Raw genomic sequence first — 21,197 nt, 5'->3', positions numbered from 1 at the left:
ATGTCCGAGTTCACACGAACATGCCCGCGAACCGACGAGAACCGACCCTGCGACGAGCCGATGACCGTTGCCACAACGCTTCGGTGCTCTCTCGGCCCATCGATCCCCGACGCGATAGAGCGAGCCGGCCGCAGGCTCGGGTTCGACTGCCATTGCGTGCGACCGCCTTCGAGAATCCGTACAGTCCGCTCTGGACCGCCCGAAGTGGCTCCGCTGGCCGCATCGCCAACTCCGGGGGCACGCTCAGACTAACAGAAATCGAACGTGTGTTCTAACGCGTGGGTCAAAACCACGTCTTGCGGCCACCGACTGCGCGCCCCATCGAACCGAGCAGCGTCAGAACCGCGCCGACGACCACCAGAATGATGCCGATAGTGGTCAAGATGGAGATGCCGGCGAAATAGCCGATGAGAGCGAGGATGATTCCGAGAACGATCATGACTACTCCTGGTGCCAAAGTGAGCCCGGTACCGACGAATTGCCGATGAAACCGAACCTACTCGGGCACGTGGACGATTGCTCACGATTGTCGCTAATTTCCGGCATCCACCTTCGCGGCGAGGAATGCCTCCGGATCGATCAGATCCGCCTGCCCCACGATCGATCCGAGATCCGCGATGCGCTCGATGCCGGTGAGTACCATCTCCTCCTCGACCGTGCCCTCGGCGTAACCGTAGTAGCACGTCGAGGTGGTGTGGTTGTGGTCCTTGTCGATTCGGTTCGCACGCCCCTCGATCTGGCGAATGTCGATCGGTGTCCACCTCGGGTCGTGAATCAGCGTCACGCGCGGGGCGAGGGTCGAGACCGTCACCTCGGGCAGCAGTAACTCGTTGGTGTGCAGATTGATTGCACTGGTGGTGGTCGACACGATGACCGACGCCGCCCCGGTCTGGAAACGTCTGATCGATGCCTCCTGCTCGGGGCTGCTCATGGATCCGTCGACCACGGCGACATCGAGACCCTCGTCCCGCAGAGTCTGCGCGAGCGCGGCGACCGACTCGCGGTAGAACATCGAGACGAACACCTGATTGCCTGCCTTGACCCACGTCCGTACCTGGTCCGCGGACGCGGGAATGCGCAAGTACGAGCACTTCTGGCGAAACCGCAGCGTCGCCGCGCGAGTACTCGGGTTCTTCTGCAGCACGCGCTTTCCGCCCACGGCCTTCCAGATCGGCAGCCCGACTTCCTTGCGATAGTCCACCCATGCCGAGTTGTACAGCCGCTTCTGGGCGGCAGTGAGTTCCTGCCCGAGCGGTTCGCGGGGCGTCGGTGGCGAGGGACGCGAAATCGACCACGGCACAGTGCCTCCCGACAACCAGCCGTGTACGGACGCGATGTCACGTGCGCGGCGGGCGGCGTCCTCGGGCTCCCAGCGCCACGTCGTCAACCCCGTCGTCGCCTTGCCCGCCTTCACGGCGAACCCGGATTCGATGAGGAACTCGGCCCACTTCATCGTCACCGCGTACCCGAGGTACTCCTCGTCGCCCAGGATCTCGACTCCGCGACTGCGCTCCACCGCCCGAGCCATGTACGCGAAGTGCAGCGGCTGATAGCCGGGCGTGGCAGACATCCACACCACCGAACGGGCCGCCTCCTGATACCGCCAGAGAATCTGCGACTGTTGGGATTCGATGTTCATCAGCGCATGCGACTCGTCGGCGATCACCACGTCCATGTCGAACCGCAATTCACCGAGCGAGATGGTCCGTTTGTTCTGTGTCCGTTTGCGTTTGCCCAGATCGGTCTCCGGCGGAACCGACAGGAGCTTCTTCGTCGATTGGTAGGTGATCAGCAGCCAACGCTTGCGCTCGGACGGCTCGATGTCTGCCTCGCTGTCTGCGATGGTGCGACGCCACCCCGGCAGCGCGCCCTTGGGTGCGACCACCAGCACCGTGCCGATCTCGGCCGCCGACATCTGCCGGACGGCCTCGCACACCGCGAGCGTCTTGCCCAGACCCGTCGAATCCATCTGCGCGAAGTACGGGAAACCGGCCTCGAGGGCGGCGAGATGGCGCCCGACGGACTCGAGTTGGGTGTCGCGAGGCTGCATCGCCCGCTCTCGCACAGCTTCGTCACGCCAATTCTCGTTCGCGTCGTCCTCGAGCCACCGCTGCAGGCTGTACGGCATCGACTCGTACGGCTGCAGATACTCCGGCAACTCGGTGCCGTAGTACGCGAACACCCGAGGGCCCGGATACCAGCGCGCTCCGGCAGCGCCTGCCGCCGACCGATCCTCGAACGGCACGTCCAGCACCCAGACGCGCTCACCGGGATCGGGTACCCGCAGATCGGGGGCAGCAGTCTTGCGCGGCGAGGTCTTGCGCGGAGCGGCCCGCTTGCGGGGTGCTGCTTTTTTCGGAGCAGCGGCCTTCTTCGGTGCCGGCTCACCGTTCTTCGCGGCCGCGAACTTTCGCGCAGCGCTGCTCTGCCCGGCCTTGACGGTGCGGGCAGTGGTGGATCGGGCTGTGCGTCTACGAGGTGGCATCGGATCCAGTCTGTCGTACGGTGTGCACGAACACCGTAAAGGAGCCCTGTGACATACACGAACGACCCGCGCGCCGTAGTACTCGTCCACGACCGGGACCCGGCTCTCGCGCGACGCGACATCGGCACCCTCGACGCCGAATTGCGCAGCAGGGGTTTCCAGTTGGACGTGCACTCCTTCGATCACAGTCCCGACACCGCGCCGCCGTCGCTGTCCGAGGCGCAGTTGCTGGTGGTCATGGGCTCGCCCGACGCTGCGTACGACGACACGCTGACCTGGCTCGCGCCGGAAATCGCATACGTACGGCAGGCCATCGACGCGCAGGTCCCGATCCTGGGTGTCTGTTTCGGAGGTCAGTTGCTCGCTCGGGTGCTCGGCGGCAGCGTGCGCAAGTCCGAGCATCCCGAGTACGGTTTCGTCGACGTCGAGTCGTCCGATCCCGAGCTCATTGCCGCCGGCCCGTGGATGGAGTTTCACGGAGACACCTTCGTCGCTCCCCCGGAGGCGACGGTGATCGCCCGCAACGGGGCCGCACAACAGGCGTTCGTCCACGGACCGCACCTCGGACTGCAGTTCCACCCCGAAATCGACCTCGACACGTACGACGCGTGGGCGGCCGCATGGGACCGCGACGGCGTCGAACACGAGGTGGACGTGCACGAGATTCGCCGAGCCATCGCCGACGCCGAACCTGCAGCTCGGTTGCGGTGCTCGGCTCTGCTGGACTCGTTTCTCGCCCGAGCCTCGACGGTGCCCCGGTAGGGTCGAACGATGACCGAGGCCAGGCCCAGCAACTTCAGCGATCACCAACTCGGCATCTACGCCGCCGGGATGTTCGCGCAACAGACACCGTCGATCACCACCAACCTGGCGCGGCTGGAGGATCAGGCTGCCGAGAAGCTCTCGCCCGAGGCTCTCGGCTACATCGTCGCCAGTGCGGGCAGTGGCTCGACGGCTCGTGCGAACCGGGCGGCGTTCGACAGGTGGGCCATCACGCCGCGGATGCTGCGGAGCTCAGCGGCCCGCAACCACGCGTGCACCGTGCTCGGCACCGCCATGCCCGCTCCGTTGCTGATCGCACCGGTGGGAATCCAGACCCTCGCCCACCCCGACGGCGAGCTCGCCACCGTCCGCGCAGCTGCGGAACTCGGTGTGCCGTACATACATTCGACGCAGGCATCACATTCGTTCGAGCAGGTCGCCGAGGCGGGTGGCGACGCTCCCCGCTGGTACCAGCTGTACTGGCCGACGGACGAATCGGTGCTGCTGAGCTTCCTGCAGCGCGCAAAGGATTCCGGCTTCACCGCCCTGGTGCTGACCCTCGACACGACCCTGTTGGGTTGGCGGCCCGCCGATCTCGACCGCGGGTATCTTCCCTTCCTGGCCAACCTCGGCATCGAGAACTACCTCAGCGATCCGGCGTTCCAGGCCGGACTGGCCCAGCCCGTCGAGGAGAACCCCGTTGCCGCCGCGATGCATTGGGCGCAGATGTTCCCCAACCCCGGGCTGTCGTGGAAGGACCTCGCGTTCCTGCGGGAGCACTGGGACGGCCCGATCGTGCTCAAGGGAATCTGCACCGTCGGCGACGCGCGAGAGGCCGCAGCGCACGGCGTCGACGGCATCGTCGTCTCCAATCACGGTGGTCGTCAGATCGACGGGGCAAGAGCATCACTGGACGCATTGCCCTCGATCGTCGACGCCGTGGGCGACCAACTGACAGTGTTGTTCGACTCGGGCGTGCGCACCGGAGCCGACATGGCCAAGGCCCTCGCGCTCGGGGCCGATGCGGTACTGCTCGGCCGACCGTTCCTCTACGGACTCGCACTCGGTGGACAGGAGGGAGTGGCGCACGTATTGCGTTGCCTGCTGGCCGAATTCGATCTGGTGACGAGCCTCTCGGGTCACACCGGTGCGGGCGAACTGGGCCTCGACTCGATCATGGAGTCCTGATGGAGTGGACGAAGCACGCCATCTGGTGGCACCTGTACCCGCTCGGCTTCACCGGAGCGCCGGTGCACGGCTGGGACGGCGAATCCCAGTCGGATCTGCACCGGCTGAACAGAATCGAGAAGTGGCTCGACTACGCACTCGAGCTCGGCGCGTCGGGCATCGCCCTCGGTCCGATCTTCGAATCCGAGAAGCACGGCTACGACACGGTCGACTACCACCACGTCGACGGCAGGCTCGGCACCGACGAGGACATCGACTCACTGATCGCCGCAGCGCACTCCCGTGGCCTGAAGATCATGTTCGACGGCGTCTTCAACCATGTGGCACAGAGCTTTCCGAAGTTCCGTCAGGCCCTGGCCGAGGGACCGGACTCCGAGGCCGCAGGGTGGTTCCATCTGGATTGGTCCGGCGACGAGCCGACGCATCGCAACTTCGAGGGGCACGACGAACTGGTTGCGCTGAACCACGAGAGCCCACACGTGCAGCAGTACGTCGTGGACGTGCTCTCGCACTGGCTCGAACGCGGCGTCGACGCCTGGCGACTCGACGCGGCCTATGTGGTGTCGCCCCGCTTCTGGGCGGCGGTACTGCCGAAGGTTCGCGAAAAGCACCCGGACGCATACTTTCTGGGCGAGGTGATTCACGGTGACTACGACCGAATCGTCTCGGCCTCCACGCTGGATTCGGTCACCCAGTACGAGCTGTGGAAGGCGATCTGGAGCGGTCTGAGCGAGAAGAATTTCTTCGAGCTCTCGCACGCACTGGAGCGTCACAACGGCTGGCTCGACGCCTTCGTACCCGCCACATTCGTCGGAAACCACGACGTCAATCGCATCGCCAGCGTCATCGAGGACGAGCGACATCTGCTGCACGCGTTGGTGGTTCTGTTCACGGTGGGCGGTATGCCGATGATCTACTACGGCGACGAGCAAGCGTTCCGCGGCATCAAGGAAGACCGCGTAGGCGGCGACGACGACGTGCGTCCGGAGTACCCCGAATCCCCGGACGATCTGGCCCCGTACGGCTGGCCCGTGTTCCGAATTCACCAGGAGCTGATCGGGTTACGACGCCGAAACCCGTGGTTGTACTCCGCCCGCACCGAAACTCTCGAGCTCACCAACACCGCACTCGTCTACCGAGCTTCTGCGGACGGCGAGTCGATCACCGTGGCACTGAATCTCGGCGACGACGCGATCGACTATGCGGTCGAGGGCAGGGAGGTGCTGGCCGGGGAAGCGGGCCTGAACGACGGGCGGGTGAACGTTCCGCCGCACGGCTGGGCGGTCATCGGTTGAGGGCCCTGGCCGCTTTCGCGCGGTCGAAGAATGCCAGCAGGTGCGGCAACTGCTCGTCGGTGACAGTGAACTTCATTCGGTCGCCCGAGTAGCCGATGCTGCCGTCGGATGTTCGCAGACCGAGGACGATCTTGGTGCCGTCCCGGGTCGGCTTCGCGTCCACGCCGAGCTGATCCACATGCCACCGACAGCGCCCGCCCGATGCGATCCTCACGGCGGCGTCGAACACCTCGACGGTGCGGTGGTCGAGAACGAAGATGACGTTCTCGTCGAGGCGATACTCCAGGTAGACGCGTTCGGCCATGGCGGCACAGTAACTTGTCATCGTCGTATTCGGGTATCTATCAACTGAGCTAGAGAACCGTATCGACGGCTATGCAGCGTCCTGCCGAGACCGGTGGGTACAGTCGAGCGCGACACGGGGTGCCCCCAGGGGCTGAGAACACACCCGTCGAACCTGATCTGGTTAGGACCAGCGAAGGGAATGTCGTGACGTTCGGTATTCCTGTCCCCTCGTGACGGTCCCGACCTCGAACGAGAGGCGAGGCGCATGAAACTCGACGAGCAGACGGTACTGGTCACCGGCGGTGGACGCGGACTGGGAGCAGCGATCGTCGCGGCGTTCGCCGGTCAGGGCGCACGTGTGGTGATCGATTACCGCAACAGCAAAGATGCCGCCGAGGCGCTGGCAGACCGGCTCGGCGAGAACGCGATCGCAGTGCAGGGTGACGTCACCGACGAGTCGGCCGTCGCCGCGCTGTTCGGCACTGCACGTGAGCACTTCGGCACCCCGATCACCACCGTCGTCAACAACGCACTGGCCGATTTCTCCTTCGACGGCGATGCCCGCCCCAAGGCCGACACCATCACCTGGGAGCGTTTCGACGCGCAACTGCGCGGCAGCGTCCGCGCGGCGTTGCTCACCACCCAGGCTGCGCTGCCGGGTATGCGCGAGGCCGGGTTCGGCCGAATCGTCAACGTGGGCACCAACTTGTTCCAGAATCCGGTGGTGCCGTACCACGACTACACGGCGTCCAAGGCGGCTCTGCTCTCCCTGACCCGCACTCTTGCCGCCGATCTGGGCGCGGACAACATCACCGTCAATATGGTCTCGGGTGGACTGCTGCGCACCACCGACGCCAGCGCGGCCACTCCGGCCGAGGTGTTCGACTTCATCGCTGCGTCGACTCCGCTGCAACGCGTCACCACCCCCGAGGAATTCGCCGACGCACTGCTGTTCTTCGCCTCGCCGTGGGCGCGGTCGGTCACCGGTCAGAACCTCGTCGTCGACGGCGGCCTGGTCAAGGACTGACATGCACCTCAACGCTTTTCTCTACGGTTGCGGGCACCACAGTGCGGCGTGGCGGCACCCCGATTCGCGGGTGGAGGACCTGGGCGACATCTCGTACTACGAGGAACTCGCGCAGCTCGCCGAACGGGGAAAGTTCGACGCCGTGTTCTTCGCCGACGGACATTCGGTGCGCGATCCAGCCGGGGCCGGTACCTGGTTCCTCGAGCCGATCACCGCGCTGTCGGCCATGGCCAGGGCCACCACGCGCATCGGGCTCGTCACCACGGTGTCGTCGACGTTCTACACCCCGTTCCATGCTGCGCGCATGCTGGCGTCGTTGGACCACATCAGCGGCGGCCGGGCCGGTTGGAACGTGGTCACCTCCATGTTCGACGCCGAGGCGCGCAATCACGGAATGGACGCAATTCCGGCTCGTGAGGAGCGCTACGCGCGCGCCGAGGAATTCGTCGATACGGCTCTGGCGCTGTGGGATTCGTGGGATGCCGACGCGTTGACACTCGATCGGAGCGGCAACTACGCCGATCCGGCCAAGGTGCACTCGATCGATCACGACGGCAAGCACTTTCGGGTCGACGGGCCGTTGACGGTACCGCGGTCGCCGCAGGGTCGTCCGGTCCTGTTTCAGGCCGGAGCGTCGGGACCGGGCCGCGAACTGGCGGCCAAGTATGCCGAGGCGATCTACGCCGTAGCCTACGATCTCGTGGCAGCGCAACGCTATTACGAGGACGTGAAGACGCGAATCCGCCATGCGGGTCGCGACAGCGCGACGGTGGGGATCATGCCGGGTCTGGTGACCTATATCGGGTCGACCATGGACGAAGCCCGCCGCAAGAAAGCCGAACTGGATCTGCTGCTCCCCACCGAGCAGTCGTTGGCGATGCTGTCGGTGTTCACCGGGCAGGACTGCGCTGCTTGGGAACTCGATGCTCCGGTACCGACTCTGCCACCGGCAGCGGCGTTCACCGGACCGCAGGGGCGCTACGAGACGATTCTGCGGATCATCGAGAAGGATGCTCCCACCGTGCGGGAACTGCTCGGCACCCTCGCGGCCGGCGGCGGCCACGCCACGATGATCGGCACACCGGAGTCGATCGCCGACGAGATGCAGTCGTGGATCGGTCGTGGTGCCGACGGGTTCAACCTGATGTGCCCTCGCTACCCGGACTCGCTCGTCGACTTCGTCGATCAGGTGGTCCCTATATTGCAGCAGCGCAGTCTCTTTCGATCGGAGTACACCGCGTCGACGCTGCGTGGGCACCTGGCTCACTGAGTGGATTCACCGAGCGGCCGGACCGAAGACGCCCCGATCGACGAACGTCACCAGCGCATCGAGACCGTCCTCGGGCGAGCCCTGCCACAGCCGGGCGAAGTTCTCGGCCGCGCCGCCGATGAGCATGGCGGTGGTGGCCGGGGAGGCCGGTAGCTCGACGCCCGCCTCCTCGATATTCGCCAGGCGGTTCACCCACGGCTCGAACTGGATCTGCGTGAATCGGTGTACTCGCTCGGCGAAGTCCGCATTGACGAGTGCGGCGTCGCGGAGGGCATCGATCACCACGCGGTGTCGAGTCATCAACTGCCAGAAGACTTCCACGTGTGGCCGCATCGTGGGGCGGTCGCGGGCCGTCGGATCCTGAGTGGCGACGATGATGTCGGCATCCACACCGATTTGCTCGGCCAACGCCAGCAGTAGTTCGTCCTTGCCGGAGTAATGGTTGTAGAACGACCCCGCTGCGCGGCCGGCTTGCCGGGTGATGTCGACGATCTTGGTGTTGAGGTAACCGGACCGGGCGAACACGACGCGGGCGGCGTTCTCCAGCTCGATGCGCGTCTGTTCGGCCTGCTGCGCCCGGCTCGTGGCCGCCATCGTCACACCCTCCCTGTTGACACCTCTGCCGTCACGATACACACTGAATATTGATTCAGTGAATATCGATTCGCTTCATAGGGGGACGGATGAAAGCCGCAGTTCTGACCGAATTCGGAGTGCCCACGTACGCAGACCACGCCGACCCGGAACCGGCACCCGGCATGGAGGTGGTCGACGTGGCGGCGGCGACACTCAATGCCGTCGACATCATCATCGCCGCGGGCACCCACTACCTCAGCCCGCAGTCACTGCCGACCGTGAGCGGTATCGAAGGCACGGGCACCACGCAGGACGGTCGCCGAGTCTATTTCTGCCCGCCGGTCCCGCCCTACGGTTCGATGGCCCAGCAGGCGCTGGTACCGACGGCGTCGCTCGTGGAACTACCCGATGGGCTGGATTTCTCGACCGCCGCGACGCTCGGCAACGCCGGACTGGCAGCGCTGATGCCGCTGACCCACGGCGGCCGGATGAAGGACGGGGAGAGCGTGGTGATTCTCGGTGGCACCGGGGTCGTCGGACGATTGGCCGTGCAGGCCGCGACGCTGCTCGGGGCCGGATCGATCACCGTGGTAGGCCGCGACGAGGGCGCGCTCGACGCCACCCGCGAACTCGGTGCCACAGCGACGGTGGCCGTCGGCGACAAGAGCGTCGACGAACTGTCGTCCGCCATTCGGCACGCATCCGCCGGCGCGGACGTCGTGGTCGACTACACCTGGGGCACAGTCGCTCTGGCTGCACTGCGCGCAGGAAATCGGCTCGTTCGTTTGGTTCAGGTCGGAGACCGGGCCGGTGCGGAGGTCACCCTTCCAGCGCAGCTCCTTCGATCGCTCGGGGCGACCGTCGTCGGGTTCATGCCGCTGCACTACGGGCCCGATGCCACGGCGCAGGCCTACCGAACCCTCACCGAGTGGGCCGTGGCAGGCAAGATCACCGTGGAGTACGAGAACGTCCCGCTGGCCGAGGTGGCGAGCGCGTGGAAGCGAGCCCCACTCACCCGTCACAAACTGATATTGGTCCCCTGACCGGCTCGCGCGTCCAGCGAGTCGATGAATTCTCGCGTCAACCTCGCGATGTCGTCGGCATGGGAGATCGGCGACCAGTGACCGGCGGGAATGTCGTTGCGGGTCAGGTCTTTCACCCACTTGCCGGTGTCGTCGTAGTGGTACGGCCGCACGGCGACGTCCTCGGTGTTGACGATGAGGTGGACGGGGATGTCGATGTGTCGGTCGCGTGGATTGCCCAGAATGGGAAGAATATTTGCGCGGTACAGATTGGTGCCGTTGGTGGCGTCGGACCACAGCGTGGGGTTCTGGGTGACGAGGGAGGGATCGACGCCCGAGAACTCTTCGAGAAACGCGGGCCATCCCTTGGCGAACTGCCGTTTGATCCGCAGCTTGGCGAGGAGGGGGATGTGGAAGGTGACGGTGTACCACGACGCGCGTACCTGGGCGAGCACCTGCTTGATACCGGTGAGAGTGGGTGTGCGCAGCCGCGACTGCGACCACTTGCCGAGGTGATCGAGGTTCGGGCCGGAAATCGATGTGTACGAGCGGATTCGGTCCTTCGCACGCGGCTGGGCGGCGGCTTCCCATACCTCCACGGCACCCCAGTCGTGGGCGAGCACGTGTACCGGGGCGTCGGGGCTGACGGCGTCGGCGACAGCGTAGAAATCCGAGGCCAGACGCGCCAGCTTGTAGGCGGACTGCTCGGTGGGAACCGTGCTCTCGCCTGCTCCGCGGGAGTCGTAGCTGATCACCCGAAAGCGGTCCTCGAGCCGGGGCACGATGTGGCTCCACAAATCGTGGGTGTCGGGCCACCCGTGGACGAGGACGATGGGATCACCCTCGGGGTTGCCGCTCTCGAACACCGCCAGGCTGATCCCCTCGTTGACGACCGTCGTCCGAACTGCGTTGCTGCTCAACAGTGTTTTCCGTTCTATAGATCGAGTACGAGACGCCCGCTGCGTGCCCGGGAGACGCAGATGAGCATGTGATCACGTTGTTCTTCGGGAGTGAGCCGAGATTCGAGATGTTCGGGCTCACCCGAGAGCACCCGAACCTTGCAGGTACCGCAGAAGCCCTGCTGGCACGAGTATGCGATGTTCGGTTTCTGTTCCTTGACCGCGGTCAGCACCGACGCGTCGGCCGCGACGTCGAGCACGGCACCGGTGCTGATCAGCTGCACCTCGAACGGAGTGCCGTCGAGAATGGGCGGCGGGCCGAAACGCTCGAAATGCAGTGCCGTGGCCGGGCACTGGCGAAAATCGCGGCGGACGGCGTCGAGCATGGGGGTGGGTCCACAGCAGTAGACGGCACCGCCTGCCGGTGCACGCCGGAGTAGTTCGCCCTCGGAGGGGTAGCCGTGTATGTCGTCGGTCCGGATGAACACCCGATCCGATTCCCAGCTCTCGATCTCGTCGAGGAAGGGCATCGTGTCGCGAGATCGACCGCAGTACACGAACTGCCAGTCCATGCCGAGAATCCTTGCAGCTCTGACCATCGCGATGATGGGAGTGATGCCGATTCCGCCCGCGACGAACAGTGCACTGCCGTCGCCGACGAACGGAAACCCGTTGCGCGGCCCGCGGACGATGACCTCGGTGCCCGGTTGCAGTCCGTGCATCTCGATGGATCCACCTGCGCCGGTGGGGATTCGGCGTACCGCGATCCGGTAGGAGCTGCGATCGGCAGGGTCGCCGCACAGTGAGTACTGCCGACGGCGGCCCGACGGTAGGTGCAGATCGAGGTGGCAGCCCGGGTGCCAGATCGGGAGCTGGTCGCCCGTCGGCGACGCGAGGGTGAGGGCAGCGACATCGTTGTCCTCGGCGACGATCTCGCGCTCGGTCACGACCAACTTCAGTGCGGAATCGGGATTGTGGCCTGCGACGGCGTCGTTGTACTCCGCACCGGCAGCCGCCTGCATGTACCCGTTGAGGAACGTACCGAGCAGCTGCATCGAGCGGTCGGGACGTGCTCGTCCGCGCAGGTCGGGCGGTGCATCCTTGGGAAGCAGCCGCGGCACGCGTCGTGCGTTGAGCTTCACCGTGCCGCAGCCTGCGCGGCAGGCGAGGACGCGAGGTACCGGACGGCCTGTGCGGTGGAGCCTTCCTGGCTGGGGTGGTACGACTTCTTGAGGTAGCGCGACATGCTGCGGCCGACGTGCGTCAGCGCGGGAAGGGTGCCGCGTTTGACCGACTTCCGCCACAGAGCCGACCGAGGCTTGCGGACGGACTTGGGTGCAGACTGCAGCTCCGGATCGTTCTTCATCAAGAAGATGATGCCGCGCATCCAGATGTATGCCATCAACGGCACGACCACCACGAACGTGCGCAGCCGACGTACTTCGCGCTTGTCGAAGTAGCGCAGCGTGTCGTACGCAACCGAGCGATGCTCGACCTCTTCGGCACCGTGCCAGCGCAGCAGGTCGAGCATGGTCGGGTGGATGCCCGCGCGGTCGAGACCGTCGGCGTTGAGTACCCAGTCGCCGAGAAATGCCGTCACGTGTTCGATCGCGGCGATCAGAGCCAGTCGCTCGACCAGGTTGTTCTTCGATCGCAGACTGGTCACCGAGTCGGATCCGAGGACCTTGCCGAAGGCCCACTCCATCTGGTCGGTGAAGGGTGTCGGGTCGAGGCCCTTGGCCTGGAGGTGCACGAGCACGCCGGTGTGCGCCTCGGCGTGAACGGCTTCCTGCCCGATGAACCCGATGACGTCGTCGCGCAGCTTCTCGTCGTCGATGTAGGGCAGAGCTTCTTTGAAGGTGTCGACGAACCAGTGCTCGCCGGCGGGCAGCAACAGGTGCAGCACGTTGAGAACGTGCGTGGTGTACGGATCGCCCGGCACCCAGTGCATCGGCAGATCGCTCCAGTCGAACTTGACGTTCCTGGCTTGCAACATCACTTCGCCGGGATCCGATGCAACAGTGTTCCGTTGGCTCATCGAGTCCACCTCCTCCACTCCGCATGTGTGGCCGATGCCACAGTGCGCAACTTAGTATAAACACCAGTTACAGGTAAAAGGAACCATGTCGGTCCTCGATGAGAGACTTCTGTGATGACCGACCCCTCCCCAGCGGCTGTTCCCCCGAGCACCGTCCCCGTCACGTGGCCTGCCGAGTGGCCGGCCGAGGTTCGACGGATCGCCGATGCCACGAACGATGCCCTGGCCGCTGTTGCGGCGGAGGATCCGATCGCGTTCGACGACGCCGTCGAGCTGTTGGGCCGCTCGGACTCGGCGCAAGCCGGTCACGTGCATGCCGAAATGGTACGCACGTTGCTCGAGGAGGTATACAGCGATGGATTGACCGGCGAAAACGTCCAGGAGGTACTCGGTCGGACCGTGCGAGGCGCGCACTGGCTGCCGGATCTGGATATCGCGGGGTTCGTCGAGGTGCTCACCGGAGCCCTGGGGGTATCCGACGTTGAGGAGCAGTCGCGTGCGAGGCCGCGTCCGGCGCATGCGTTGCTGGTGGTCGCGGACCTGCTCGCGGTGCGTCGCGGCCGCGCCGAGACCTACCTGGGCCGGGCAGTGGCCGAAATTCACCGAGCCGAGACGATCGAGATGCCCTAGCGAGATCTTCGCCTGTCTTGCACAAGTGCTAGACAGGCGAAGAAAGCGCTACCGGCCCAGAAGGTTGGCCCCGGCGACGACTGCCCTGATGGACGACAGGGTTGCGTCGGCATCCACGCCCATCGACCATTCGCGTCGACCGTCACGCTCGGCCAGCACGAAGGTGGCTGTCTCGTCGCCGATACTCTGCTGGTGAAACGAGAGAATCTCGATGCGGAATCCGGCATCGTGCAACATCGACGTCAGTGCCTCGATCGGACCGTACGTCGTTGCGGCACAGTTGATGATGGTGTCGCCGATACCGAAGGTGGCGTCGAATTCGGTTCTGCCACCAGGTGCCCTGCAGGCAGTCCATGACCCCAGTCGGAGTGGTCCGGTGGTGGGTGAGAAGCGTTCGGTGAAGCTCGCCCACGACATGTGCTGCCAGGTGATCGCGTCGCACATGGTGCGCGGCAGTGGGCAACCGAATCGGGCGTGGAACGGATCTGTGGCGAGAGAAGAAGCAAGTGCATTCATGGGAGTGGTCTTCCGAATGTGAAGGGAGGACCGAGATAGCACGACGACCCGCAGCGAGGGGTCGGTCCGAATCAGACCCCGCTACGGCGGCGTACTACGAGAATGCGCTTCACAGCGACGAACTTAGCCGCGACCTGGACTGCCGCGCAAGTATCGAGCGAATACAGATCTCTAGGACACGAGCTAGATGTCCGCATATATCGCACGATTCGTTGTAACTTTGGCCCCATGGACCCCGTGCGTAACCCTTACGCTCCCGGCGCCGGCCAGCGCCCACCCGAGCTCGCAGGCCGAAAGAAGCAGCTCGACGCCTTCGACGTCGTGCTCGAACGCATCACCCGCGGCCGACCGGAACGCAGTGTCGTTCTCACCGGGCTGCGAGGCGTCGGGAAGACGGTGCTGCTCAATCAGCTCCGATCCGCAGCCATTGCGCGCGGATGGGGCACCGGCAAGATCGAGGCTCGTCCCGACCAGGAACTGCGTCGACCACTGTCCTCGGCGCTGCACATGGCCGTCCGCGGGATCGCGGCCTCGCATCGCGATCCCGAACGCGTCGACGAATTCCTCGGCGTGCTCAAGGCCTTCGCACTGCGCTCCACTGCCGACAAGGGCATGCGGGAGCGGTGGCAACCAGGCATCGACGTCCCGGCCAAGACCGGCCGCGCCGACTCCGGCGACATCGAGATCGACCTCGTGGAACTGCTGCTCGACGCCTCCGCGCTGGCCGGGGACGTGGGCGTGGGCATTGCCATCTTCATCGACGAGATGCAGGACCTCGGGCCCGCAGACATCTCCGCGCTGTGTGCGGCCTGCCACGAACTCAGTCAGGACACGGCCCCGCTGATCATCGTCGGGGCCGGTTTGCCGCACCTGCCCGCGGTGCTGTCGGCATCCAAGAGTTACTCCGAGCGCCTGTTCAGTTACCACCGCATCGGACGGCTCGAGCGGGCCGCTGCAGATCTGGCGCTGATCGCTCCGGCCGACCGAGAGGACGTCGAGTTCACTCCGGAAGCTCTGGACGCGCTGTACGCGGCCGCCGACGGCTACCCGTACTTCGTCCAGGCCTACGGCAAGGCGACCTGGGATCTGGCAGCCGATACCCCGATCACCGTCGAGGACGTGCGCGTCGCCGCCCCGACGGCGGAAGAGGAACTGGCCGTCGGATTCTTCGGTTCTCGCTACGAACGGGCGACACCGGCCGAGCGCGAATACATGCGCGCGATGGCCGAACTGTCCGTGGACGACGGTTCGGTGCCGACCTCGGCCGTGGCCACCGAGCTGGGACGCAAGCCGGCGTCACTGTCGCCGGCACGCGACGGCCTGATCAAGAAGGGCCTGATCTACTCCGCCGAGCGCGGAACCATCGCGTTCACGGTCCCGCACTTCGGTCGCTACCTGCGCGCACAGACCGACGAGCCTGCAGTGGTGTGAACTGTCAGTGCGCCTCGGCTCGTTCGACACACAGCTGCTCGAGCTTCCGCACTGCCCTGGGGTCGGTGCGATCGACGTTGACGAGGTCTGCGTCACCGTCGTAGAAGTCGATCAGTCGTCGGTCCATCACCCGGCGCCACAGTGGCGGAACCAGCGAGCAGAAGATCATCACGGCGTACCCGGCCGGTAGCTGCGGGGACTCGTCGACGGTGCGCAGGGCCTGGTAGCGGCGAACCGGATTCGCGTGATGATCGCTGTGGCGTTGCAGGTGGTACAGAAAGAGATTGCTCCACAGGTGATCGCTGTTCCAGCTGTCCCGATGAGTCGGTTTGCCGTATCGCCCACTCGGCCGCTTCCGACGCAGCAGCCCGTAGTGCTCGAGGTAGTTGGCCGCCTCGTACAGAACGATGGCGATCGCGGCCTGCAGCACCAGGTACGGAACGATGACGGTGCCGAAGACGGCGATCAGCACGCCGAACAGCGCGACGCTCATGGCCGCGGCGTTGAACAGATTGTTCCGGTACGACCACCGTGACAGGCCCTGCCGGGCGAGGCGTCGGGATTCCAGCGTCCAGGCCGAGCGCAGGCCGTGGACGATGGTGCGCGGCAAAAACTTCCAGAACGACTCGCCGAACTTCGCCGATGCCGGGTCCTCCGGGGTCGCCACACGCAAATGGTGTCCGTGGTTGTGTTCGACGTAGAAGTGGCCGTACAGAGTCTGCGCCAACGTCACCTTCGAGAGCCAACGTTCGAGGCGCGCCCGCTTGTGACCCAGTTCGTGCGCGGCGTTGATGCCCACTCCACCGACGATTCCGACGGTGATCGCGAGGCCGATTCGCTCGGGAACTCCCAACGGCCCGTGCGCCCACAGATAACAGGCCGCGACGAGCCCCGCGTACTGCAGCGGCAGGAACAGGTAGACGCACCAGCGGTAGTACGGATCGTTCTCCAGCGCGGCGATCGCCTCGTCCGGAGGATTGCTGCGATCCACCCCGGCGAACCTGTCCACCAGCGGTAGGGCGACACCCATGATCATCAGGCCGAGGGTCCAGAACGCCCCGGGGCCGAGGAGAGATACCAGCCCCCAGGCCAGGAACGGGCTCAGAGGAATGATCAACCCCAGCGGCCACAGGTAGCGTTTGGGGTCGCGCCACCGCGGCGACGTGCTCGTGGCGGACTCGTCACGCATTCTTGATTCTTCACTCCTGGTCGGTGCCGTGCCCCCGGGATGCGAGGACTGATCGGTAGTGGCGTGTCACAACTACATCGCCCGTTCCACGATGATAGTTACCCAAGCAAAAATCTGTGGGTTCGCCGATGAGCCGTCGAAGGCCCCGCCGCCCTTGTACGGTGACCGAATGAAGCATGTCGAGTCGTCGTTCGTCGGCGTTCACGGAACCCGAATCGTCTACGACGTCTGGACACCGGAGACCACGTCGACCGGGATCGTGGTGCTGGCTCACGGCCTGGCCGAGCACGCCGGCCGGTACCGGCACGTCATCGAACGACTCGGCTCCCTCGGGCTCGTCGTCTATGCACCCGACCACCGCGGCCACGGACGATCCGGCGGCAAACGGGTGTCGCTGGAGAAGTGGTCCGACTTCACCGACGACCTGCACACACTGTTCGGCATCGCCGCCGCCGAGCATCCGAATCAGCGCACCTTCCTGCTCGGCCACAGCATGGGTGGCGCCATCGCACTGTCGTACGCCCTCGACCACCAAGACGACCTCGACGGCCTGATGCTGTCCGGGCCCGCGGTGGCCCCCAGTGTCGGTCAGCCGAAAGCCCTGGTGGCCGTGGGTAAGGTCCTCGGACGTTTCCTACCGGCAGTTCCCGTGCTGAAGCTCGACCCCGCTCTCGTCTCCCGCGATCGCGACGTCGTCGATGCCTATGTCGCCGATCCGCTGGGCTACCACGGCGCGGTTTCGGCCGGCCTGGCCGCAGCCATGCTGGGCGTCGGTGAGACCTTCCCGACGCGACTGCCTGCGCTGAGGATTCCCGTGCTGCTGCAGCACGGAACTGCAGACCGATTGGCCGATGTCTCGGGCAGTGAACTGATCGCCGAGCGCGCCGGATCCGACGACCTCACCCTGAAGAAGTACGACGGACTGTTCCACGAAGTGTTCAACGAACCGGAGAAGGAGCGCGTACTCGACGACCTCATCGCTTGGCTACGTCCCCGTGTACACACCGGCGCTGTAAGTTCCTGACGGATCTTTCGAAGAAGGGGGTACGACCATGACCAGGCGAGCACTCGTATTGGGCGGCGGCGGAGTCGCAGGTATTGCGTGGCAGACGGGTGTCCTACTGGGATTGGCCGAATCGGGAGCAGACGTCAGCGACGCCGAGATGCTGCTGGGGACCTCGGCCGGGTCCTCGGTCGCAGCCCAGATCTCGAGCGGAGCCACGTTGGCCGAGCTGTTCGAGCGTCAGGCGGACGAGGCCAAGCAGGACCACGAACCGCATGCCGAGGCGACGATCGACGAGCTGGTCGCCATGCTGGCTCGGGCGGCCCAGAACTCGGACGGCAGTGCGATCGACACGCGTCGGCGTATCGGCACCGAAGCTCTGGCGGCCTCGACGATCTCCGAGCGTGAGCGCAGGGCGATCATCGAACGCCGGCTGCCGTCGCACACGTGGCCCAATCGCGATCTACGGATCGTCACTGTCGATGCCGTGACCGGTCGGCATCGGGTACTCGATCGTGGCTCGGGCGTCCAGCTGATCGACGCCGTGGCCGCGAGCTGCGCTATCCCGGGAATGTGGCCGCCGGTGACCATAGGCGATCACCGCTATGTCGACGGCGGTATCCGGGCGAGCGAGAACGCCGATCTGGCAGTCGGTTTCGAGAAGGTGCTGGTGTTCAGGGTCGGTGCCCTCGATCTGGAGCACGACCCCTTCGACGTCGAACGAGAGCGGCTGATCAAGGGTGGCTCGAAGGTGGAGGTCGTTGCCCCCGACGCCGATTCGTCGGCCGCCATCGGCCCCGATGCCACCGACATCGCAGTTCGATCGGCTGCAGCCGTGGCCGGACGAGCGCAGGGCAATGCCATCGCAGAACGCATCGCCGAGTTCTGGGTCTAGAGGACCTCTCTAGCCGAACAGTGCAGCGCCGTTTCCCCAACAGACCGAACGCACCCAGTCGTCACCGAGATCGAGTCGGCTCACGGCCTGCAGCGCATGCAGATACGGGTACGGGATGTTGGGGAAGTCGCTGCCGAACAGAATGCGATCCTGCAGTTCGAGCAGCCGTGGCCGCTCGTGTTCGGGGAACGGTGCGCCCGCCTCGGAGAAGTCGGTGAACGCCATCGTGGTGTCCAGCCGCACGTTCCGGTAGCGATCGGCCAGATCGAGGAAGTCGCTGTACTCCGGCATGCCCATGTGCGCGATGATCAGCGGAAGCGTCGGGAACCGCTGCAGCAGTCCGGCAATGGGCTCCGGTCCGGTATGGGTTCCCGGTGCCGGGCCCGAACCGCAGTGGATCACCACGGGTACCTGCGCGTCCGAGATGGCACCCCAGACACCGTCGAGCAAGGGGTCGTTCGGTGAGTAGTTGCCGACCTGGATGTGCGACTTGAAGATTCGAGCACCGTTCGTCAACGCCTGCTCGACGTACCCGGTGGCCCCGTCCTCGGGATAGAAGGTGGCGGTCTGCAGGCAGTCGGGGGTCCGGGCCGCGAAGTCGGCACCCCACGAGTTGAGCCAGGCCGCCATCGACGGCTTGTGTGGGTAGATCATCGACGTGAACCGCCGTACTCCGAACCCCCGAATGACCTCCAGCCGTTGTTCTTCGGCGAACCGGTAGGAGATGGGCCAGACGCTGCCGGTCAGTGGACCGGCACTGTCGAAATAGCTCCACACCTTGTCCATCACGTTCTTCGGCATGAAGTGCGTGTGGACGTCGAACAGACCGGGCAGGGACAACTCGGTCCAGAAGGCGACGATCCGTTCGGTCTCGTCGAGAAGTTCGGCGTCGGAGCGTGGCGGCTCAGCGTGCGACATGGGCGTCGAACCACGCGAGAGTCTTGCCCCAGGCATCGGCGGCGGCGTCGGCGTCGAACACGGCAGGGCGGTCGTCGCAGTGGAATCCGTGCTTGCCGTGGGCGTAGCGAGTGATCTCGGTGGCCACCGGTGCCGTCGCGGTGATCTCGCGCAGCGTCTCCACATCCTGGAACGGGATGCCCTCGTCCAGATCCCCGAAGAACCCGTGCCACGGCGTCTGGAGTGCGTCGCCCACCGAGGCCATCGCGGGATAGCCGAAGCGGCCCTGCGTGATTCCGCCGCCGTAGAACGTCGCGGCCGCACCGAGTGGGCGTCGAACAGCAGTCTGGAACGCCACACTGCCACCCATGCAGAAGCCGACGATCGCGATGGACGAGGGCTCGAAGCCGAGTTCGGCCAGTGCGGTCGCCGCTGCGTCCACGTCGGCGTCCACCTCGTCCGCCTCGAGTTCTCCGATGGCCGCCATGGCCGAATCCATGTCCGAGTAGTCGAGCACGGTGACGCCGTCCTGCCGGTGGAACAGGTGCGGGGCGACCGCGACCCACCCTGCGGCCGCGACGCGATTGCAGACGTCGACGATGTGGTCGGTGACCCCGAAGGCCTCCTGGATGACGATGACGCCGCCGCGGGCATCACCATCGGGCCGAACGACGGTGAGGGGAGTGGTGTTCATCCCTCGATTGGAGCACACCGCACGTAGTACATGCCGGTAGCGTCGGTCGGACTCGCTGTTTTGTACGGTGGCGTGCAGGGAACGATCCCGACCGAGAGGACAACTCATGCGTGCGGTACAGATCTCCAGCCTCGACGGACCCGATTCGGTGACCGTGGTTGACGTCGACGAGCCTGCCGCGCGCGACGGATCGGTGGTCATCGAGGTTCATGCCGCCGGCGTCGCCTTTCCCGACGCGTTGCTCACCCGCGGCCTCTACCAGTACAAGCCCGAGTTGCCGTTCGTCCCCGGCAGCGAGATCGCCGGCATCGTTCGGTCGGCACCGCCGGAATCCGGCTTCTCGGCCGGGGATCGCGTCGCGGCGCTGACGGGACTGAGCGACGGTATGGCGGAGGTCGCCGTGGTCTCACCCGACACCGTCTTCGCGCTACCCGAGTCGGTGTCCCTGTCCGCGGGGGCAGGATTGTTGTTCAACGACCTGACGGTGCACTTCGCACTTCGTGAACGCGGCCGTCTGGCTGCGGGCGAGACGGTCCTGGTGCACGGCGCAGCAGGGGGCATCGGAACCTCCGCACTGCGAATGGCTCCGGTACTCGGGGCATCTCGCGTCATCGCCGTCGTGAGCTCGCAGGCCAAGGCCGACATCGCCCGTTCCGCCGGAGCCACCGACGTGGTGCTCGTCGACGGGTGGAAGGACGCGGTCAAGGAACTGACCGGCGGCCGTGGCGTCGACGTCGTCGTCGACCCGGTCGGCGGTGACCGGTTCACCGACAGCATTCGCTCGCTCGCGCCGTCGGGCCGAATCCTGGTGCTGGGCTTCACCGGTGGCGAGATCCCCACGGTCAAGGTCAACCGATTGCTGCTCAACAACGTCGACGTCGTCGGAGTCGGTTGGGGTGCATGGTGGATGACGCGCCCGGGCTACCTCGCCACGCAGTGGGCCGAGATCGAACCGCTGCTCGCCGATGGATCGCTCAGCGCACCCGAGCCGTCGGTGTTCCCGGCCGCCGACGCTGCCGCCGCTATCGCGTCACTGGAGAACCGCACTGCCGCAGGCAAAGTGGTGCTCGACTTCACGCGCTGAGTTGCGGTCGG

22 protein-coding genes and 1 riboswitch are annotated in these 21,197 nt (G+C 65.6%); of the genes, 11 read left to right on the top strand and 11 right to left on the bottom strand.

The annotated features are described in order from the left end of the window. Window positions 1-283: 283 nt before the first annotated feature. Together CH274_RS29045 and CH274_RS01950 are read right to left on the bottom strand one after the other, a co-directional pair. The gene (locus tag CH274_RS29045) at window positions 284-439 is read right to left on the bottom strand and encodes a DUF6131 family protein (protein ID WP_094611554.1); all 156 of its coding nucleotides are present in this window, start codon (window positions 437-439) and stop codon (window positions 284-286) included. Between the two features lie 93 nt (window positions 440-532). After that, the gene (locus tag CH274_RS01950) at window positions 533-2,485 is read right to left on the bottom strand and encodes a helicase-related protein (RefSeq protein ID WP_256993452.1); all 1,953 of its coding nucleotides are present in this window, start codon (window positions 2,483-2,485) and stop codon (window positions 533-535) included. A 48-nt stretch (window positions 2,486-2,533) separates the two neighbouring features. Here CH274_RS01950 and CH274_RS01945 point away from each other — a divergent pair, with 48 nt between their 5' ends. Genes CH274_RS01945 through CH274_RS01935 form a run of 3 tightly spaced genes read left to right on the top strand, consistent with a single transcriptional unit; the run spans window position 2,534 to window position 5,730 of the window. Beyond that, window positions 2,534-3,247, top strand: a complete 714-nt coding sequence (locus tag CH274_RS01945; RefSeq protein ID WP_094656604.1) for a type 1 glutamine amidotransferase — start codon at window positions 2,534-2,536, stop codon at window positions 3,245-3,247. A 9-nt stretch (window positions 3,248-3,256) separates the two neighbouring features. Further along, window positions 3,257-4,435, top strand: a complete 1,179-nt coding sequence (locus tag CH274_RS01940) for an alpha-hydroxy-acid oxidizing protein (protein WP_094656603.1) — start codon at window positions 3,257-3,259, stop codon at window positions 4,433-4,435. Further along, window positions 4,435-5,730 (top strand): alpha-amylase family glycosyl hydrolase, encoded by a 1,296-nt coding sequence (locus tag CH274_RS01935; protein WP_094656602.1) that lies wholly within the window; start codon window positions 4,435-4,437, stop codon window positions 5,728-5,730. The genes CH274_RS01940 and CH274_RS01935 overlap by 1 nt, the downstream gene beginning before the upstream one ends. Here CH274_RS01935 and CH274_RS01930 read toward each other — a convergent pair. Next, complete coding sequence (locus CH274_RS01930; RefSeq protein WP_032396819.1) at window positions 5,720-6,034, bottom strand: hypothetical protein; 315 nt, start codon at window positions 6,032-6,034, stop codon at window positions 5,720-5,722. The two genes, CH274_RS01935 and CH274_RS01930, sit on opposite strands and share 11 nt — an antisense overlap. A 105-nt stretch (window positions 6,035-6,139) precedes the next feature. Continuing rightward, window positions 6,140-6,232: riboswitch (TPP riboswitch) on the top strand. Window positions 6,233-6,280: 48 nt separating this feature from the next. Between CH274_RS01930 and CH274_RS01925 the strand changes: the two genes are divergently transcribed. Continuing rightward, complete coding sequence (locus tag CH274_RS01925) at window positions 6,281-7,042, top strand: 3-oxoacyl-ACP reductase (RefSeq protein ID WP_094656601.1); 762 nt, start codon at window positions 6,281-6,283, stop codon at window positions 7,040-7,042. A 1-nt stretch (window position 7,043) separates the two neighbouring features. Next, complete coding sequence (locus CH274_RS01920) at window positions 7,044-8,312, top strand: LLM class flavin-dependent oxidoreductase (RefSeq protein WP_094656600.1); 1,269 nt, start codon at window positions 7,044-7,046, stop codon at window positions 8,310-8,312. 6 nt (window positions 8,313-8,318) lie between these two features. Here CH274_RS01920 and CH274_RS01915 read toward each other — a convergent pair whose 3' ends face one another. Further along, a complete protein-coding gene (locus CH274_RS01915; protein WP_094656777.1) occupies window positions 8,319-8,906 on the bottom strand; it encodes a TetR/AcrR family transcriptional regulator in 588 nt (195 codons plus the stop codon). Between the two features lie 89 nt (window positions 8,907-8,995). Here CH274_RS01915 and CH274_RS01910 point away from each other — a divergent pair, with 89 nt between their 5' ends. Further along, complete coding sequence (locus CH274_RS01910; RefSeq protein ID WP_094656599.1) at window positions 8,996-9,931, top strand: quinone oxidoreductase family protein; 936 nt, start codon at window positions 8,996-8,998, stop codon at window positions 9,929-9,931. Here CH274_RS01910 and CH274_RS01905 read toward each other — a convergent pair. The 3 genes from CH274_RS01905 to CH274_RS01895 all read right to left on the bottom strand — a co-directional run bounded on the left by CH274_RS01905 (window position 9,907) and on the right by CH274_RS01895 (window position 12,847). Then, window positions 9,907-10,830, bottom strand: coding sequence for an alpha/beta fold hydrolase (locus CH274_RS01905; protein WP_094656598.1), 924 nt, complete (start codon window positions 10,828-10,830; stop codon window positions 9,907-9,909). The genes CH274_RS01910 and CH274_RS01905 overlap by 25 nt on opposite strands. A 14-nt stretch (window positions 10,831-10,844) precedes the next feature. Then, the gene (locus CH274_RS01900) at window positions 10,845-11,864 is read right to left on the bottom strand and encodes a PDR/VanB family oxidoreductase (RefSeq protein WP_256993473.1); all 1,020 of its coding nucleotides are present in this window, start codon (window positions 11,862-11,864) and stop codon (window positions 10,845-10,847) included. Between the two features lie 83 nt (window positions 11,865-11,947). Continuing rightward, a complete protein-coding gene (locus CH274_RS01895; protein ID WP_094656775.1) occupies window positions 11,948-12,847 on the bottom strand; it encodes a metal-dependent hydrolase in 900 nt (299 codons plus the stop codon). 114 nt (window positions 12,848-12,961) lie between these two features. On the opposite strand from CH274_RS01895, the gene CH274_RS01890 reads away from it, so the two are divergent. Next, window positions 12,962-13,477 (top strand): HD domain-containing protein, encoded by a 516-nt coding sequence (locus tag CH274_RS01890; RefSeq protein WP_094656597.1) that lies wholly within the window; start codon window positions 12,962-12,964, stop codon window positions 13,475-13,477. 48 nt (window positions 13,478-13,525) lie between these two features. Here CH274_RS01890 and CH274_RS01885 read toward each other — a convergent pair whose 3' ends face one another. Next, on the bottom strand, window positions 13,526-13,993 hold the full coding sequence (locus CH274_RS01885; protein WP_094656596.1) for an alpha-isopropylmalate synthase regulatory domain-containing protein: 468 nt from the start codon (window positions 13,991-13,993) through the stop codon (window positions 13,526-13,528). 228 nt (window positions 13,994-14,221) lie between these two features. On the opposite strand from CH274_RS01885, the gene CH274_RS01880 reads away from it, so the two are divergent. Continuing rightward, the gene (locus CH274_RS01880) at window positions 14,222-15,424 is read left to right on the top strand and encodes an ATP-binding protein (protein WP_094656595.1); all 1,203 of its coding nucleotides are present in this window, start codon (window positions 14,222-14,224) and stop codon (window positions 15,422-15,424) included. A 4-nt stretch (window positions 15,425-15,428) separates the two neighbouring features. Here CH274_RS01880 and CH274_RS01875 read toward each other — a convergent pair whose 3' ends face one another. Beyond that, on the bottom strand, window positions 15,429-16,613 hold the full coding sequence (locus CH274_RS01875; protein WP_094656594.1) for an alkane 1-monooxygenase: 1,185 nt from the start codon (window positions 16,611-16,613) through the stop codon (window positions 15,429-15,431). A 169-nt stretch (window positions 16,614-16,782) separates the two neighbouring features. On the opposite strand from CH274_RS01875, the gene CH274_RS01870 reads away from it, so the two are divergent. Together CH274_RS01870 and CH274_RS01865 are read left to right on the top strand one after the other, a co-directional pair. Further along, window positions 16,783-17,637, top strand: coding sequence for an alpha/beta hydrolase (locus tag CH274_RS01870; protein ID WP_045197517.1), 855 nt, complete (start codon window positions 16,783-16,785; stop codon window positions 17,635-17,637). Between the two features lie 28 nt (window positions 17,638-17,665). After that, window positions 17,666-18,511: a patatin-like phospholipase family protein gene (locus CH274_RS01865; protein ID WP_032396808.1), complete on the top strand. Its 846-nt coding sequence runs from the start codon at window positions 17,666-17,668 to the stop codon at window positions 18,509-18,511. 9 nt (window positions 18,512-18,520) lie between these two features. Here the strand turns inward: CH274_RS01865 and CH274_RS01860 are convergent, their stop codons facing one another. Beyond that, window positions 18,521-19,429, bottom strand: coding sequence for an amidohydrolase family protein (locus tag CH274_RS01860; protein ID WP_094656593.1), 909 nt, complete (start codon window positions 19,427-19,429; stop codon window positions 18,521-18,523). After that, entirely contained in the window at window positions 19,416-20,102 is a 687-nt protein-coding gene (locus CH274_RS01855) for a dienelactone hydrolase family protein (protein WP_094656592.1), read from the bottom strand. Before CH274_RS01855 ends, CH274_RS01860 begins: the two co-directional genes overlap by 14 nt. Before the next feature lie 106 nt (window positions 20,103-20,208). On the opposite strand from CH274_RS01855, the gene CH274_RS01850 reads away from it, so the two are divergent. Next, window positions 20,209-21,186 (top strand): NADPH:quinone oxidoreductase family protein, encoded by a 978-nt coding sequence (locus CH274_RS01850; RefSeq protein WP_032396807.1) that lies wholly within the window; start codon window positions 20,209-20,211, stop codon window positions 21,184-21,186. Window positions 21,187-21,197: the final 11 nt, after the last annotated feature.

The sequence above is a fragment of the Rhodococcus sp. 06-418-5 genome (genome assembly GCF_002258285.1).
Taxonomy (GTDB): domain Bacteria; phylum Actinomycetota; class Actinomycetes; order Mycobacteriales; family Mycobacteriaceae; genus Rhodococcoides.
This window is presented reverse-complemented; position numbering and strand designations above follow the sequence as displayed.